Source organism: Mycobacterium sp. MYCO198283 (genome assembly GCF_021213805.1).
Classification (GTDB): Bacteria; Actinomycetota; Actinomycetes; order Mycobacteriales; family Mycobacteriaceae; genus Mycobacterium.
The window spans coordinates 410,187-425,879 of record NZ_JAJQJI010000003.1; the positions used below are offsets into that span (position 1 = coordinate 410,187).

At 71.0% G+C, this 15,693-nt stretch carries 19 protein-coding genes; 6 read left to right on the plus strand and 13 right to left on the minus strand.

The features are described 5' to 3' along the window. The first annotated feature begins 19 nt into the window (after positions 1-19). Entirely contained in the window at positions 20-304 is a 285-nt protein-coding gene (locus LV457_RS08665; RefSeq protein ID WP_232170355.1) for a hypothetical protein, read from the plus strand. Between the two features lie 7 nt (positions 305-311). Next, positions 312-629, plus strand: coding sequence for a DUF3349 domain-containing protein (locus LV457_RS08670; RefSeq protein WP_232170356.1), 318 nt, complete (start codon positions 312-314; stop codon positions 627-629). Here the strand turns inward: LV457_RS08670 and LV457_RS08675 are convergent, their stop codons facing one another. The 9 genes from LV457_RS08675 to LV457_RS08715 all read right to left on the minus strand — a co-directional run bounded on the left by LV457_RS08675 (position 630) and on the right by LV457_RS08715 (position 7,609). Then, complete coding sequence (locus tag LV457_RS08675; RefSeq protein WP_232170357.1) at positions 630-1,013, minus strand: VOC family protein; 384 nt, start codon at positions 1,011-1,013, stop codon at positions 630-632. 25 nt (positions 1,014-1,038) lie between these two features. After that, a complete protein-coding gene (locus LV457_RS08680; RefSeq protein ID WP_232170358.1) occupies positions 1,039-1,806 on the minus strand; it encodes an ABC transporter permease in 768 nt (255 codons plus the stop codon). Further along, on the minus strand, positions 1,803-2,546 hold the full coding sequence (locus LV457_RS08685) for an ABC transporter permease (protein ID WP_232170359.1): 744 nt from the start codon (positions 2,544-2,546) through the stop codon (positions 1,803-1,805). Before LV457_RS08685 ends, LV457_RS08680 begins: the two co-directional genes overlap by 4 nt. Further along, on the minus strand, positions 2,543-3,472 hold the full coding sequence (locus tag LV457_RS08690) for an ATP-binding cassette domain-containing protein (protein WP_232170360.1): 930 nt from the start codon (positions 3,470-3,472) through the stop codon (positions 2,543-2,545). Before LV457_RS08690 ends, LV457_RS08685 begins: the two co-directional genes overlap by 4 nt. Positions 3,473-3,509: 37 nt before the next feature. Next, the gene (locus LV457_RS08695) at positions 3,510-4,475 is read right to left on the minus strand and encodes a hypothetical protein (protein WP_232170361.1); all 966 of its coding nucleotides are present in this window, start codon (positions 4,473-4,475) and stop codon (positions 3,510-3,512) included. A 316-nt stretch (positions 4,476-4,791) separates the two neighbouring features. Continuing rightward, a complete protein-coding gene (locus LV457_RS08700; protein WP_232170362.1) occupies positions 4,792-5,757 on the minus strand; it encodes a hypothetical protein in 966 nt (321 codons plus the stop codon). A gap of 88 nt (positions 5,758-5,845) precedes the next feature. Next, on the minus strand, positions 5,846-6,253 hold the full coding sequence (locus tag LV457_RS08705; protein ID WP_232170363.1) for a hypothetical protein: 408 nt from the start codon (positions 6,251-6,253) through the stop codon (positions 5,846-5,848). Continuing rightward, a complete protein-coding gene (locus LV457_RS08710; protein ID WP_232170364.1) occupies positions 6,250-6,654 on the minus strand; it encodes a hypothetical protein in 405 nt (134 codons plus the stop codon). Before LV457_RS08710 ends, LV457_RS08705 begins: the two co-directional genes overlap by 4 nt. 70 nt (positions 6,655-6,724) lie before the next feature. After that, positions 6,725-7,609, minus strand: coding sequence for an SDR family oxidoreductase (locus LV457_RS08715; RefSeq protein ID WP_232170365.1), 885 nt, complete (start codon positions 7,607-7,609; stop codon positions 6,725-6,727). A 96-nt stretch (positions 7,610-7,705) separates the two neighbouring features. Here LV457_RS08715 and LV457_RS08720 point away from each other — a divergent pair, with 96 nt between their 5' ends. After that, positions 7,706-8,209, plus strand: coding sequence for a pyridoxamine 5'-phosphate oxidase family protein (locus tag LV457_RS08720; RefSeq protein ID WP_232170366.1), 504 nt, complete (start codon positions 7,706-7,708; stop codon positions 8,207-8,209). Positions 8,210-8,220: 11 nt separating this feature from the next. Here LV457_RS08720 and LV457_RS08725 read toward each other — a convergent pair whose 3' ends face one another. The 4 genes from LV457_RS08725 to LV457_RS08740 all read right to left on the minus strand — a co-directional run bounded on the left by LV457_RS08725 (position 8,221) and on the right by LV457_RS08740 (position 12,068). Continuing rightward, a complete protein-coding gene (locus LV457_RS08725; protein WP_232170367.1) occupies positions 8,221-9,120 on the minus strand; it encodes a 1,4-dihydroxy-2-naphthoyl-CoA synthase in 900 nt (299 codons plus the stop codon). A 4-nt stretch (positions 9,121-9,124) separates the two neighbouring features. After that, positions 9,125-9,526 (minus strand): nitroreductase family deazaflavin-dependent oxidoreductase, encoded by a 402-nt coding sequence (locus LV457_RS08730; RefSeq protein WP_232170464.1) that lies wholly within the window; start codon positions 9,524-9,526, stop codon positions 9,125-9,127. Between the two features lie 134 nt (positions 9,527-9,660). Continuing rightward, a complete protein-coding gene (gene fadD8 / locus LV457_RS08735; protein WP_232170368.1) occupies positions 9,661-11,271 on the minus strand; it encodes a fatty-acid--CoA ligase FadD8 in 1,611 nt (536 codons plus the stop codon). Between the two features lie 38 nt (positions 11,272-11,309). Further along, on the minus strand, positions 11,310-12,068 hold the full coding sequence (locus LV457_RS08740; RefSeq protein ID WP_232170369.1) for a sensor domain-containing protein: 759 nt from the start codon (positions 12,066-12,068) through the stop codon (positions 11,310-11,312). Between the two features lie 92 nt (positions 12,069-12,160). Here LV457_RS08740 and LV457_RS08745 point away from each other — a divergent pair, with 92 nt between their 5' ends. The 3 genes from LV457_RS08745 (at position 12,161) to menD (ending at position 15,693) form a co-directional block, all read left to right on the plus strand. Continuing rightward, complete coding sequence (locus LV457_RS08745) at positions 12,161-13,144, plus strand: o-succinylbenzoate synthase (RefSeq protein ID WP_232170370.1); 984 nt, start codon at positions 12,161-12,163, stop codon at positions 13,142-13,144. A 109-nt stretch (positions 13,145-13,253) separates the two neighbouring features. Then, complete coding sequence (locus tag LV457_RS08750; RefSeq protein ID WP_232170371.1) at positions 13,254-14,030, plus strand: alpha/beta fold hydrolase; 777 nt, start codon at positions 13,254-13,256, stop codon at positions 14,028-14,030. Between the two features lie 34 nt (positions 14,031-14,064). After that, the gene (gene menD, locus LV457_RS08755) at positions 14,065-15,693 is read left to right on the plus strand and encodes a 2-succinyl-5-enolpyruvyl-6-hydroxy-3-cyclohexene-1-carboxylic-acid synthase (protein WP_232170372.1); all 1,629 of its coding nucleotides are present in this window, start codon (positions 14,065-14,067) and stop codon (positions 15,691-15,693) included.

Consider the following 15,693-nt stretch of genomic DNA (forward strand, 5'->3'; position numbering starts at 1 on the left):
TATCCGCGAAGGAGTTGTCATGAGCGTGCTCGAGAACGTGTTGCGGGTGCTGGTGGTGGGGTTGGTGCTCGGTGCGGGGCTGCCGGCCGTCTTCGCTCTGGGCCTGCGCGCGTTCGCGCACGGGACGGGCGGTGCGACGGCCGACGGAACCACCGACGCCCCGAACCCGCTCCTCAAGGCGGTCGGTGTCGCGACGTTCGCGCTCGTCGGGATGGTCATCGTCGTCGCCATCCTGTGGATCACCCGGGCCACCATCGACCATCACTTCGGTATCGACCTGTTCCCGTTCCTGCCCAAGAAGTGAGGACACGATGACTGAAGCGCAGCAATCCGAAGGCGTGCTGAACTCCGTGCTGGGCTGGCTGCACGCCGGGTATCCGCACGGTGTGCCGCCGAAGGACTACTTCCCGCTGCTGGCGCTGCTCAAGCGTTCGCTCACCGAGGAGCAGGTCGTCGAGGCCGCGCAGAGCATCCTCCGCAACAGCGCGGGCGAGGACACCGTCACCCGCGACCAGGTGCGCGACGCGATCCACCAGATCATCGAGAAGGAGCCGAACCCCGAGGAGATCGCGCAGGTCGCCTCGCGGCTCGCATCGGTGGGCTGGCCGCTGGCGACGCCGACGGGCTGACTACGGCTGCTGGCGCCGTCGGGTGTCGGTGCGCAGTGGGTGGTCCTCGGGCACCTGCACGAAGATCAGCCGCACGCCGTCGGGGTCGAGCACGTGCAGTTCGTGCAGACCCCACGGCTCCTGCTTCGCCTCGCGCGCGATGGCCACGCCGCGTTCCGACAGCTCACGTTCGGCGGCGTAGACGTCGCGAACCTGCAGCCACAGTGATCCGCCGGCGCTCGGTTCGCCGTGTGCCGCCAGCTCGATGAGCGATTGCCCGGCGTAGAACACGGTGCCTGCCCCGTAGTCGCGGGCGATCGCCAGGCCGAGCTCGTCGCGATAGAAGGCCATCGACCGGTCGTAATCGGCCGGTCGGATCAGCACCCGGCTGGCCAGGATCTCCATGGGTCCGTGTCTATCACGGCGCGCGTCATGCACCGGCTTCGGCGGCGCGGCGATAGCCGCGCACCGCGAGCGGGCCGAACACCACCAGCAGGCCCGCGGTCCAGCTCAGCGTCTGCAGCACGGGCACCAGCGTCGGCCCGCCGTCGGCCAGCGCGCGCATGGCCTCGATGGCCGGCGACATCGGCTGCGCCCGCACCACCGGCCGCAGCCAGCCGGGGAACACGTCGATGGGCACCATGCCGGAGTTGAAGAACAGCAGCAGGAAGCTCACCGCCGAGAGCCCGACGATGATGTTCCGCCCGCCGGCCCGCACGCCCATCGCGACGACGACGGCGGCGAAGCCGATCACCGACAGCACCGGGATGAGCATAAAGGCGAGCGCCGCGGCGGGTCCCTGACTGAACCGCAGACCCAGCGCGACGGCCACCGCGGTGATGAGCACCGCGCCGACCAGCGCCCGCACCGCCTCGGCGACCAGCCGGCCCAGGAGCGCGCTCGAGCGGCGCACCGGCAGCACCCACAGCCGGCTCAGCAGCCCCGACTCGCGTTCGACGGGCAGCGCGGCGCCGGTGCCGATCGCCCCGAACAGCGCGCCCGCCACCGCGCACATCGGCGCCAGCCCGTAGCTGCTGCTGTCGCCGGTCAGGTTCTGCAGCGACTTGCCGATCACCAGGGTGTAGACGATCAACAGGAACGTCGGGAACAGCAGCGACTGCACCAGCACGACGGGCTCGCGGCGCCAGCCGGTCAGCAACCGGTGAGCATGCAGCCAGGACTGCGTCAGCAGGATCATGCGGGCCGCCGCTGCACCCGCACCGCGATCGCGCCGAACACCGCGAGCATGCCGACGCACCACGCCAGGCTGATCAGCAGCGTGTCGGTCGCGACGGTGCCGCCGGCCAGGTCGCGCAGCGCCTGGGCGATCTGCGACACCGGCTGATTGCGGACGAACGGCCCGAGCCAGCTTGGGAAGGCTTCGGCGGGCGCGATACCCGTCGACAGCATCACGAGCAGCAGCTGCGGCACCAGCAGGGCCTGGCTCGCGGCCTCGGCGCTGGTCGCCAGCGACCCCAGCGCGTCGGCGCCCAGCGACAGTGCCAGCGACAGCAGCAGCGCGATCCCGACGAAGGCGAGCGCGTCGCCGGGTGCGCCGGCGAACCGGAACCCGAACGCGTGTCCGACGGCCAGCGCCGCGAGCAGCCCGATTACGGCCCGGCACAGCGCCGAGAGCATCCGCGCGGCCACCGGTGCCAGCGGCGAGACGGGCAGGGCGCGCAGCCGCGTGCCCATGCCGCTGAGGTGATCGCGGGCCGCGCGGTCGGCGGTCGTCATCGCGCAGAAGATCATGGCCTGCACGACGATGACCGGCAGGATGTACTGCGGGTAGCTCATGGCGCCGGTACTGATGACGTTGCGCAGCGTGATGGTGAAGCACAGGAAGAACGCGACGGGGCCGACGAGCGCGAACAGCAGATCGCCGTCGCGCAGCGTGCCGGTCAGCGACCGCCCGGTCAGCGCGGCCAGGGCCGTCACGTGCGCACGCGGTCGGTGAGCGCGAAGAACACCTCGTCGAGCGACGGCTTACGCAGGCTGATGTCGGCGATCTCGACGCCGAGCGACTCGACGCGCCGGAACACCTCGCCGAGCGTCGCGACGCCGCCAGGCGCCGGCACCGACACACTGTCCGATCGCACTGCGGCCCCCAGGCTCTCGAGTGCCGACGTGATCTGCGGCAGCTCCTCGGCACGCGCCGGGGTCACCTCGCAGAAGCTGGCGCCCACGCGCTGCTTCAGCTCGTCGGCGGTGCCATCGGCGATCACGGTGCCGTCGTCGATCACCACGATGCGATCGGCGAGCGCGTCGGCCTCCTCCAGGTACTGCGTGGTCAGCAGCACGGTGATGCCCTGCTCCCGCAGCGACGCGACGAGCGACCACACGTCGCGACGGCTGCGCGGATCCAGCCCGGTGGTCGGCTCGTCGAGGAACAGCACCTGCGGCGGCACGACGAGCCCGCACGCGATGTCGACGCGTCGCCGCATGCCGCCGGAGAACGTCGAGACGCGGCGGTCGGCGGCGTCGACCAGATCGAACCGGGTCAGGAGTTCGTCGGCGCGCTCGCGGGCTGGTGCCCGTTTCAGCCCGCGCAGCCGGCCGAACAGCACCAGATTCTCGCGCGCGGTCAGCACCTCGTCGACGGCGGCGTACTGGCCGGTCAGTCCGATCGCGCGCCGCACGTCATCGGCGCGCTCGACGACGTCGAAGCCCGCCACGGTGGCGCGGCCGGACGACGGGCGGATCAGCGTGGAGAGGATGTTGACGGTGGTCGTCTTTCCCGCGCCGTTGGGTCCGAGCACCCCGAGCACCGACCCCGCCGGCGCCGAGAACGTCACACCGCGCAGCGCCTGCTTGTCACCGAACGCCTTGGTGACCGCGTCGACGTCGATCGCCAGCTCTGCCATGGTCCTGAGTATGGCATGGCTAACCTAACCGGCCCGATCACGGGACGACGGCGCGATAGCCCTGGGAGAACGCCCCGGTGTCGATGTCCCGGTCTACCGCATAGCCCTTGAGCCAGGTGTAGTACTCGGCCTGTTTGCTCGGCTCGATCTGGTCCGGCGGCAGCAGCTGACCGTCGGTGATGTAGCGGCGGACTTCGGGTCGCGGGTTCGGGTCGAGCGGTACACACGCCGTCGCGATGGTGAACACCAGCCGGTTGTCGGCTTGCGCGAAGTTCAGCCGCTCGACGTCGGCGACGTCGGGCTGGCCGGCGCCGCCTTCGACCGCTCCGGCCAGCGCACCCGCCTGCCACAGCCGCGGCCGCTGCGCCTGCGCTGTCGCCGGGTTCGCGCAGCCCTCGCGCGCGGCGACCTCGACCAGCGCCATCGCCTGGTCGTAGGCGCTGCGGGCGAAGTCGTCGCCCGCTTGCTTGTCGGTGAAGACGATGCCGAACACCCGTCGCAGCGCGGCATAGGAATCCGACGGATCGAGCGCGGTGAAGCCGGGCGCCGGTTGGGTGTCGCCCACCATCGCGAGCTGATAGGGCGTCAGCGCCGCGGCCCACGCCTGAACCAGCGCGGGGTTGACGGCGCCGACGGAGCTGCGGAGAAGCCCGAGGAAGCCGTAGCGCACCGACGTCAGCTCGTCGGTGTGCTCGGCGGCATAAGTGGCCAGCGCGTGCGCGGATTCTCCAGCCCGCGTGGCGGTTTCGTCGTCCCCCGAGGCCGCGTCGCGGGTAATCCACGTGAAGCTCTCGCCGGCGCGGGCACCGTCGTCCGGCCAGGCGTAGGTGCTGATGCCGGACAGGAACGACGCGCTGTCGGGGCTGGTGAGCAGCCGTTGCACGGCAGTCGGGTCGGTGGCGCCCGGTAGGTCGGGCGGCGTCGATGCGGCGCAGGCCGCCAGCACCGGTGCGATCAGCATCGTCGCCAGCAGGCGTCGGGGCAGGACGCGCATCGGGCTCATGTGCCGGCACCGATGTCGAAATGCGTCTGAAAGGTTCCGAGGAAACTGTGCCATTCCGGAGAGTAACGCCTCGAGGAGTGTGTAGTTCTGAAGCTGGTGAAGGCGTTTCACGGACACCTTCGTCACGACGGTCGCCGACGATCGGCAACTTCACGGCGGCTCCTGCGAGCGCGAGCGAGGGTTCGGGCAACCAGCGCACCGGGGGACCCGGGTGAGGCTGGCGTCCGAAGCTGTGGCTGCTGCGGCTGGCCGCTCGTGTCGTTTCGGTAATCACGATAGTGATCGAGGAAATTCGTGGACGGTGCCGGTGGGGTCGTCACGGCACGACGGCCTGATAGCCCTGCATAAATTCTCCGGTGTTGATGTTCCGGTCAGCCGCATAGCCCTTGAGCCAGGTGAAGTACTCCACCCGCTTGTTCGGGTCGATCTGGTCGGGAAGCAGCAGCCGACTGCCGACGACGTAGCGACGGACTTCCGGTATCGGGTCCGGGTCGGAGGGCAGACACGCCGTCGCGATCGTGAGCACCAGCCGGTTGTCGGCTTGCGTGAAGTTCAGCCGCTCGACGTCCGCGGCGTCGGGCTCGGTGGCGCCGCCTTCGACCGCTCCGACCAGCGCGCCGGCCTGCCACAGCCGCGGCCGCTGCGCCTGCGCTGTCGCCGGGTTCGCGCAGCCCTCGCGCGCGGCGACCTCGACCAGCGCCATCGCCTGGTCGTAGGCGCTGCGGGCGAAGTCGTCGCCCGCTTGCTTGTCGGTGAAGACGATGCCGAACACCTGCCGGAGCGCGGCATAGGAATCCGACGGATCGAGCGCGGTGAAGCCGGGTGCCGGTGAGGCGTCGCCCACCATCGCGAGCTGAAAGGGCGTCAGCGCCGTGGCCCACGCTCGCACCAACGCCGGGTTGACGGCGCCGACGGAGCTTCGGAGAAGCCCGAGGAAGCCGTAGCGCACTGATGTCAGCTCGTCGACGTGCCCGGCGACATAGGTGGCCAGCGCGTGCGCGGATTCTCCAGCTCGCGTGGCGGTTTCGTCGTCCCCCGAGGCCGCGTCGCGGGCGATCCACGCGAACGCTTGGCCCGCCCGGGCACCGTCGTCCGGCCAGGCGTAGGTGCTGATGCCGGTCAGGAACGACGCGCTGTCGGGGCTGGTGAGCAGCTGTTGCACGGCAGTCGGGTCGGTGGCGCCCGGTAGGTCGGGCGGCGTCGATGCGGCGCAGGCCGCCAGCACCGGTGCGATCAGCATCGTCGCCAGCAGGCGTCGGGGCAGGACGCGCGTCGGGCTCATGTGCCGGCACCGATGTCGAAATGCGTCTGAAAGGTTCCGAGGCACGACCTGCACCTGCGTGCTTCGCAAATCCGGGCAGTTGCTGCGGTCATGTCTCCACCGGTGAATGCCGCCTAAGGGTCAGTGCCACGACGGCGCAGCAGATCGCATAACCGACGGTGTAGATCGCTGCAAGCAGCCACCAGGGGTGCCCACCCAGTGCGACCGAGGCGAGTCCTTCAAGCGCGTCAGTGACGAATCCCGAGACAACGACTCCGGCCAGCAATGCGACGTACGTGTATTGCCGGTTCTCGGGCATCGTGCCGCTGCTGCGCCGGATCAGGAACCACAGCACGGCGGCAGCCACACCGACTGCCGATACCGCGACGCCGATCACCATCCACAGGGGCACGGTGGTGGCGTTCGATCGGTCGGCGGAGTGAAACAGCAGATCGATAGCGACCGCCCACACGAGATAGGGAGGCAGGAACAGCAAGACTCGCGTGGTGCTGATCATGGTGCGGGTGCTCCTGGGATCGGGTCGGTCAACCACCCCCACGCGCCTTTGGCTGCGGCCTTGAGCGGAGCTTCGATCACCCCTTGGGCGAAGCCGCCGACGAACCCAAGGACAGCTCCGGGGAGTGCTCCGGCACCGGCGAGTTCAGGGCTGAGCCCGGCACCGAATGCGGCGTTGATCCCGTTGTCGGCGGCGTATCGACAGACGGTGGTCAGGTAGTCCTTAAGGTCCTGCACCGGCCTGTGTGCGTCGGCGTCGCCGTCCCACTCCACCCAAGCCATCGTCGCGCGTCTCCGTCGCGAGGTGTCGCGGAAGCCCGCGGCCCGTTCGGTCACGGCTGACGAGACCGTCGCCAGCGAGTCGGGATCCCAGCGCTGGATGTCGTGCAAGGACAAAGCCACAGCGTCACCTCACGGGGAGTAGGAGCCCGTCCAATCTAAGCCCGCCCAACACCCCCACTGTGCACCGATTTCAGCGGGTGGGCGCCACGTCTTGACGCTTGAGGATGGTGTTCACCGACTCGGGGCTGACGGTGTCCAGCGCCTGCGCGGCCAGCGCGATCCGGGGTGCGATCCGCACCGGCCGGCGCCGTGCCGCGGCGATCATCCACGCGCCGGCTTCCTCGGGGGTCAGCGCGGGCAACCCGTCGAAGGCGCGGGTCGGCGCGATCATCGGCGTCGACACCAGCGGGTAGTACAGCGTGGTCGAGTGCACACCGCGGCTCGACCATTCGGTGTCGATCACACGGCTCACCGCCGACAACGCCGCCTTGGACGCGTTGTACACCCCGAACAGCGGCGACGCCTCACTCAGCACGCCCCACGTCGCGACGTTGATGACGTGGCCGTCGCGGCGCTCGAGCATCCCGGGTGCCAGCCCGCGCACCAGCCGCAGCGGCGAGTAATAGTTCAGCGTCATCGTCCGCTCGACGTCGTGCCAGCGGTCGAGCGATTCGGCCAGCGGCCGGCGGATCGAGCGACCGGCGTTGTTGACGAGGATGTCGATACCGCCGAGCCGTTCTTCGACATCGGCCACCAACTCGTCGATCGCGGCGAGGTCGGAGAGGTCGCAGGGCCGGGCGATCGCCTCGCCGCCCTGCTCGCCGATCTCGGACACCAGGGTCGCGAGCAGGTCGGCGCGGCGGGCCACCGCAACCACCGTGGCGCCGCGGCAGGCGAACTGGCGGGCGGCCGCCTCGCCGATGCCGGACGACGCACCGGTCAGGAGCACGCGCTTTCCGCGCAGGTCGACGGTGCGGCGGTTGGGCCGGTGCATCACCAGCTGAGCCGTCAACGGCGGGCGCATACCGGCCAGTGCGACCGCGTTGCTCAGCCTTTTGAGGGGATTCCTGCTCACCCGCGAAAGTCTAGGTGGCGGTGACGTCGTGAGGCCCGGTGGCGTTCGCCGCAGCGATCGCGAGTGCCACGACGGCCGCGTACTGTCGCGCACAGCATGAATGCAAAAGGCCGGGTGGATCGACGGACGAGCTACTTCACCGAACCGGTGCCGTGGCCGCACGTCGATGAGGTGCTGCGGACCGCCGAGATGTACTGGCTGTCGACGGTGCGCGAAGACGGCCGGCCCCATGTGACGCCCATCCTGGGCCTGTGGCGCACCGACACCTTCCGCTTCATTTCGCAGTGGGATGACCAGAAGGTGTGCAACATCGCCCACGATCCGGCCGTGGCGGTCACGACGGGCGTGAGCACCTGGCGCAGCGGCCTCGACGTCGTCGTCGAAGGATCGGCGAAGCAGCTCACCGAGCCCGCCGCGATGCGCGACGTCGTCGCCGGATTCGTCGAGAAATATGGTCGCGATCCGCTGATCGAGGTCACCGGCAGCCTGTTCGAGTTCGACGGCCGGGTCTGTCATGTCTTCCAGGTCGTCGCCGACAAGGTGCTCGCCTTCAGCAAGTCACCGCACGGGCAGACCCGCTTCCGCCCGCCACTCGGCTGATCCGCATCGCTTTAGAAGTAGCGGGGGAACCGGCTCCAGTCGGGGTCCCGCTTCTCCAGGAACGCGTCGCGGCCCTCGACGGCCTCGTCGGTCATGTACGCCAGCCGCGTCGCCTCGCCGGCGAACAGCTGCTGGCCCACAAGCCCGTCGTCGAGCAGGTTGAACGCGAACTTCAGCATCCGCTGGGCCTGCGGGGACTTGCCGTTGATCTCCGCGGCCCACTGCACCGCGACGGTCTCCAGGTCGGCGTGGTCGACCACTTCGTTGACCGCACCCATGTGGTGCATCTGCTCGGCGGTGTAGGTGCGGCCGAGGAAGAAGATCTCGCGGGCGAATTTCTGCCCGACCTGCCGCGCCAGGTAGGCGCTGCCGTAGCCACCGTCGAAGCTGCCGACGTCGGCGTCGGTCTGCTTGAAGCGGGCGTGCTCCCGGCTGGCGAGCGTCAGGTCGCACACCACGTGCAGGCTGTGCCCGCCGCCGGCCGCCCAGCCGTTCACCAGGCAGATGACGACCGTAGGCATGAACCGGATCAGCCGCTGCACCTCGAGGATGTGCAGCCGGCCGGCGCGTGCGGCGTCGACGGTGTCGGCGGTGTCGCCGCTCGCGTACTGGTAGCCGGTGCGGCCCCGGATGCGCTGATCGCCGCCGGAGCAGAACGCCCAGCCGCCGTCCTTGGGGCTCGGGCCGTTTCCGGTGAGCAGGACGACGCCGACGTCGGGGGACATGCGGGCGTGATCGAGGGTGCGGTAAAGCTCGTCGACGGTGTGCGGCCGAAACGCGTTGCGCACCTCGGGCCGGTTGAACGCCACCCGCACGGTGCCGTCCGTGACGTGCCGGTGGTAGGTGATGTCGGTCAGGTCCTCGAAGCCGGGGACGGTCTGCCAGATCTCGGGGTCGAACGGGTCGCTCACAGCGTCACGCGCCCACGGGGTCGAACCGGAAGACCGCCAGGCGCCCGGCCAGCGCTTCGAATTCGTCGGGGTTGGGTCCGGTGACCAGTCCGGCGTTCTTGACGAAGCCGACGCCGGTCGGCACCAGCTCGGGGAACCGACGCAACAGCGGCCGCGCCTCGTCGGGCGGCAGCTCGGTCATCCGGACCCGCTCGACGCGACGGCCGGTCCGCAGCTCGGCCTCGCCGGCGGCGCGGGCGTTGGCCGACCAATCCGAGCCGGGGAGCCCGGCGACCACGTAGCGCCGGCCGTCGACGTTGAACGGGGTGATCGGCGTCGACCGCGGCTTGCCCGTCTTGCGCCCGGGCACCACGAGCACCGCGGGTCCGCTCTCGCCGCCCACACCGAGCCGGTTCAGGGCGATCATCACCTTGTTGACGTACTTGAGCCACCACGGCGGCCGGATGCGTTCAATCACCGCCGCATTCTCCCGCGAAACCGCATTCCCGGTCGTTCTCGGACGCGAAACAGTGCCGGGAATTCAATTTCGGCGGCGGATCTCTACCCCACCGAGCGGGCGGCGCCCTCCCAGAACGTCGCCCGCACCGCCTTCTTGTCGGGCTTGCCCAGCCCGGTCAGCGGCAGCGAATCGGCGACGACCACCTGCTTCGGCGCATGCACCGAACCCTTGCGCTCCTTGACACTCGCCTGGATCTCGGCGGTCATGCGGGCGACGGCGTCCGCGGAGCGCTCGGCGTCGGAGCGCAGCACCACCACGGCGGTGACGGCCTCGCCCCACTTGTCGTCCGGCGTCCCGACCACACACACCTGCGCGACGGCCGGGTGCTCGGCGACGACGTCCTCGACCTCGCGGGGGAACACGTTGAACCCGCCGGTGACGATCATGTCCTTGACGCGGTCGACGATGAACCAGTAGCCGTCTTCGTCCTCGCGAGCCATGTCGCCGGTGCGCAGCCAGCCATCTTTGAACGTCTTGGCGGTCTCCTCCGGCTTGTTCCAGTAGCCGCCCGCCAGCAGCGGCCCCGACACACAGATCTCGCCGGCCTCGCCCTGCGGCACCGGGTTGCCGTCGGCGTCGAGCAGCGCGGTCCGCGCGAACAGCGTCGGCCGCCCGCAGCTCGACAGCCGCTTCTCGTCGTGGTCGTTCTTACCGAGATAGGAGATGGCCATCGGGGCCTCGGACTGGCCGTAGTTCTGCGCGAAGATCTTCCCGAACCGGCGGATGGCCTCCGCCAGCCGCACCGGGTTGATCGCGGACGCGCCGTAGTACACCGTCTCCAGCGACGACAGGTCGCGGGTGTGGGAATCGGGGTGATCCAGCAGCGCATACAGCATCGACGGCACCAGGAACGTCGCGGTGATCTTCTTTTCCTCGATCACCCGCAGCACCTCGCCCGGATCGAAGCGCGGCAGCACGTGCATCTCGCCGCCCTTGATCGCGGTCGGCAGGAAGTACGCCGCACCGGCGTGCGACAGCGGCGTGATCATCAGGAACCGGGGCTGTTCGGGCCATTCCCATTCGGCGAGCTGGATGGTCGTCATGGTGGTGGTGGCCTGCACCGTCATGATGACGCCCTTGGGCTTGCCCGTCGTCCCGCCGGTGTAGGTGAGGCCGCCGACGTGGTCGGGCGGCAGGTCCGCGGCCACCAGCGGGCGGGCGTCGTACTTGGCGGCCTCGGCGTTGAGGTCCACCACCGCCGCGCCGGACTCGGCGAGCTCCGGCGGTACCGGCCCGATCGTCAGGATCTGCTTCAGCGAGTCGACCTTCTCCAGCAGTCCGAGCGCCCGCTGCACGAACATCGGCTGCGGATCGATGATCAGCGACGTCACCCCGGCGTCGGACAGCACATAGGCGTGGTCGTCCAGTGAGCCGAGAGGGTGTAGTGCCGTGCGGCGGTAGCCCTGCGTCTGCCCGGCGCCGACGATCATCAGCACCTCGGGCCGGTTGAGCGACAGCAGCCCGACGGCCGCGCCGGTCCCTGCCCCCACCGCTTCGAACGCCTGAATGTACTGGCTGATGCGGTCGGCTAGCTGTCCGCCGGTCAGCGTGGTGTCGCCGAGAACCAGCAGCGGCTTGTCCCGGTGGCGCTTCAGCGCGCCGGCGAGCAGATGGCCGGAGTGGACGGGATGGCGAAGCAGTTCGTCACGCATGCGGCTCAGACTAGAACGTGTTCCAGTCCGGCGAGAGGCTACCCGGGGATCTTGTCGCGGATGCGGGTCGCGATCGCGGCGGCCTGATCGGTGATGCCGAAGCCGCACGCCGAGACGTCGACGACGACGTTGGCCTTCGACGTCATCGCCCGCCCGCAGCGCCACCCTTCGCCGCCCTCGACCGACTTGCTGACGGTGAAGATGCCGCCGCCCTCGCCGACGTCGCCGAAGGTCCACCGTTCGACCACCTCGGGCCGGGTGGCGGTGAACGGCAAGGTGGCACACTGCCGCCAGCCGTCGACGCTGCGGGCGACGAAGCCGGCCGCCGCCGCGGCGTCGGGGAAGGTGACGACACCCTGGTCGACGTTGTGGGTGACCTGCACGCCGGCGGGTTCCTGCAGGGCGACCCCGCGCACGGCGACGAAACCGCTGTCCCGGTAGGCGGCCTCGACCACGTTGTAGGCGGCGCTGACGCAGGTCGGCGGGTCGTAGCCGACGGTGCTCGGCGGCATCGCGGTGTAGCTCTGCTCGACGGCCAGCTCGGGTGCGTCCAGCAGGTTCCGGACGTCGTCGAGCGGCACCAGCAGCCCGTCGAGCGCCGGTTCCTCGACGTTCGGTGCGGCGGCGGTCTGCGGTGGGGGAGCGGGCGCGACGGGCGTGGCGCCGGTCACCGGCACCAGCGGGGTGGGCCGCGACAGCTCGGTGCCCGCGACCGCCGAGCCCTCGACGGTGGAGACGCACCCGGTCACCGCCACGGCGGCGCACACCGCCGCGCCGATGGCCAGCAACCGACCCACGTCCCCACCTTGCCGTCGTTTTCGTGCAGTTTAGGTGGCGACCACGCGACGTGAGTGATATCCGACGGGGTCGACGGCCCACACTGGTCGCCATGGATGGCGCACCGCCCACGTTGGCCGACCTGCTCGACGGGCTCCACGTCGTCGCGCTGCCGATGCGGGTGCGGTTCCGCGGGCTGACCAGCCGCGAGGTGGCCGTGTTCGAGGGCCCCGCCGGCTGGGGCGAGTTCGGCGCGTTTCCCGAGTACCCGCCGCCGGAGGCCGCGGCGTGGTTGGCGTCGGGCATCGAGGCCGCCTACCGGCCGGCGCCCGCGCCGCTCCGATCGACCATCCCGGTGAACGCCACGGTGCCGGCGGTGCCCGCGGCGCAGGTCGCTGAGGTGCTGGCGCGCTTCCCGGGGGCGAGCACCGCCAAGGTCAAGGTCGCCGAGGCCGGTCAGTCGCTGGCCGACGACGTGGCCCGGGTGAACGCGGTCCGCGCCGAGCTGCCGACGGTGCGGGTCGACGCCAACGGCGGGTGGACGGTGGCCGAGGCGCGACGGGCGATCGCCGCGCTGACCGCTGACGGGCCGCTCGAATACGTCGAGCAGCCCTGCGCGCGTGTCGAGGAGCTGGCCGAGGTGCGCCGGTCCGTCGACGTCCCGATCGCTGCCGACGAGAGCATCCGCAAGGCCGACGACCCGCTGCGCGTGGTCCGCGCGGGCGCCGCCGACATCGCGGTGCTGAAGGTCGCGCCGCTGGGCGGTGTCTCGGCGCTCCTGGCGATCGCCGCCGCGATCGACGTGCCGGTGGTGGTGTCCAGCGCGCTCGATTCGGCGATCGGCATGGCCGCCGGGCTCGCCGCGGCGGCCGCCCTGCCGCGGCTCGACCACGCCTGCGGCCTCGGTACCGGCGGGCTGTTCGTCGACGACGTTGCGCCGCAACGGCTTCCGGTCAACGGCGAGCTCGCCGTCGGGCCCGTCGTCCCCGATCCGGCGCGGCTCGCCGCGCTGGCCGTTCCGCCGCATCGTCGGCAGTGGTGGATCGAACGCGTCACCGCCTGCTACGCCCTGCTGTATTCGAACAGTCCGCCATGACCGGCGGACGACCCAGCACCGCACACCACTTCCGCCACACCAGCCACTGCGGCGGCTGTGACGCCCGGGACGACAGCGCGCGTCGAAAGCCCTCGGTACCGTCGTCGGCGTGGTGCTGGCCTACGACGACAGCGGCTCCGGGCCGCCGGTGCTGTTCATCTCCGGTCGCGGCGGCACCGGCCGCACCTGGCATCTGCACCAGGTGCCGGCGTTCGTCGCCGCCGGCTTCCGGGCCATCACCTTCGACAACCGCGGCGTCGGGGCCACCGAGAACGCCGACGGGTTCACCACCGAGCAGATGGTCGCCGACACCGCCGAGCTGATCGAGCGGCTCGGCGCCGGGCCGGTCCGCGTCGTCGGGGTGTCGATGGGCTCGTTCATCGCCCAGGAGCTCATGCTGGCCCGCCCCGAGCTCGTCACCCATGCGGTGCTCATGGCCACCCGCGGCCGCCACGACCGCACCCGGACGTTCTTCCGCGCCGCGGAGCAGGAGCTGCACGCGGCGGGCGTGACGCTGCCGCCGGCCTACGACGCGAAGATCCGCCTGCTGGAGAGCTTCTCGCCCCGCACGCTGAACGACGACTCCGCGGTCCGCGACTGGATCGACATGTTCACGATGTGGCCGACGAAACCGACCCCCGGGCTGCGGCGCCAGTACGACATCGCCCCCGTGGGCAACCGGCTACCCGCCTACGCCGCGATCCGCGCGAAGGTCCTCGTCATCGGGTTCGCCGACGACGTCGCGCTGCCGGCGTATCTCGGCAAGGAGGTCGCCGACGCCGTCCCCGGCGCCCGGTACGCCGAGATCGCCGACGCCGGCCACCTCGGCTTCTTGGAGCGGCCGCAGCAGGTGAACGCCGCGGCACTGCAGTTCCTCGCGTCCTGACCAGCGCTTTCGACGGGTGTGCCACGCTGTAGTCATGACCAATCCCTCGACCGCGCAGGCGCGGGTGGTGGTCGACGAGCTCGTCCGCGGCGGTGTCCGCGACGTCGTGCTGTGCCCCGGCTCGCGCAACGCCCCGCTGGCGTTCGCGCTGCGGGACGCCGACGCCGCCGGCCGGCTGCGGCTGCACGTGCGGATCGACGAGCGCGGGGCCGGCTTCCTGGCCATCGGCCTGGCGCTGGCCGGCGGCGCACCGGTGCCGGTGGTGATGACGTCGGGCACCGCGGTCGCCAACCTCGGGCCCGCCGTCGTCGAGGCCAACTACGCCCGCGTACCGCTGATCGTGCTGTCGGCGAACCGGCCCTACGAGATGCTCGGGACCGGCGCGAACCAGACGATGGAGCAGTTCGGCTACTTCGGCACCCAGCTGCGGGCCGCCATCAGCCTCGGCATGGCCGCCGACTCCGGCGACAGCTACGCCGAGCAGAACGCGCAGTGGCGCTCGGCCACCTGCCGCGTACTGGTGGCCGCGACGGGCGCCCGCACCGCCAACGCCGGACCCGTGCACTTCGACATCCCGATGCGCGAACCGCTGGTGCCCGACGCCGACGCCCGCCTCGACGACGTCCCGCCGGGCCGGCCGGGCGGCCGCCCATGGACGGTCACCCCGCCGGTGACGTTCGACCAGCCCCTGGACATCGACGTCACGCGCGACACCGTGGTCATCGCGGGCCACGGCGCCGGCGTGCACGAGAACCTCGCGCACCTGCCGACGGTCGCCGAGCCCACCGCCCCGCACGCCGCCAACCCGCTGCACCCGCTGGCGCTGCCGCTGCTGCGGCCACAGCAGGTCATCATGGTCGGCCGGCCGACGCTGCACCGGTCGGTGTCGGCGTTGCTCGCCGACTCGGCGATACCGGTCTACGCGCTCACCACCGGGCCGCGCTGGCCCGACGTGTCCGGCAACTCGCAGGCCACCGGCACCCGCGCGGTGCTCTCCGGCGAACCGGCCGCCGGCTGGCTGCAGCGCTGCGCGGACGTCAACCGGCGCGCCGAGGCGGCCGTCCGCGAGCAGCTCGCCGGCCATGCGCTCACCACCGGCCTGCACGTCGCGGCCGCGGTCACCGACGCGTTGCGGCCCGGCGACCAGCTGGTGCTCGGCGCGTCGAACCCGGTGCGCGACGCCGCGCTCGTCGGTCTGCGCACTACGGGCGTCGTGGTCCGATCGAACCGCGGGGTTGCGGGCATCGACGGCACGGTGTCGACGACCATCGGCGCGGCGCTCGCCCATCCGGGCCGCACGGTCGCGCTGATCGGCGACCTGACGTTCGTCCACGACGCCTCCGGACTGCTGATCGGCCCCACCGAGCCGGCGCCCGACGACCTGACGATCGTGGTGTCCAACGACAACGGCGGCGGCATCTTCGAGCTGCTCGAGCAGGGCGACCCGCGGTTCTCCGACGTCTCGTCGCGCATCTTCGGCACCCCGCACGACGTCGACGTCGGTGCGCTGTGCCGGGCCTACCACGTCGACACCACGCAGGTGGAGCTCGCCGACCTGCCCGCCGCGCTCGGCGAGCCGGCGCGCGGCATGCGGGTGCTGGAGGTGAAGGCCGACCGTTCGACGCTGCGCCGCCTCCACGCGTCGATCAAGGCGGCGATCTGA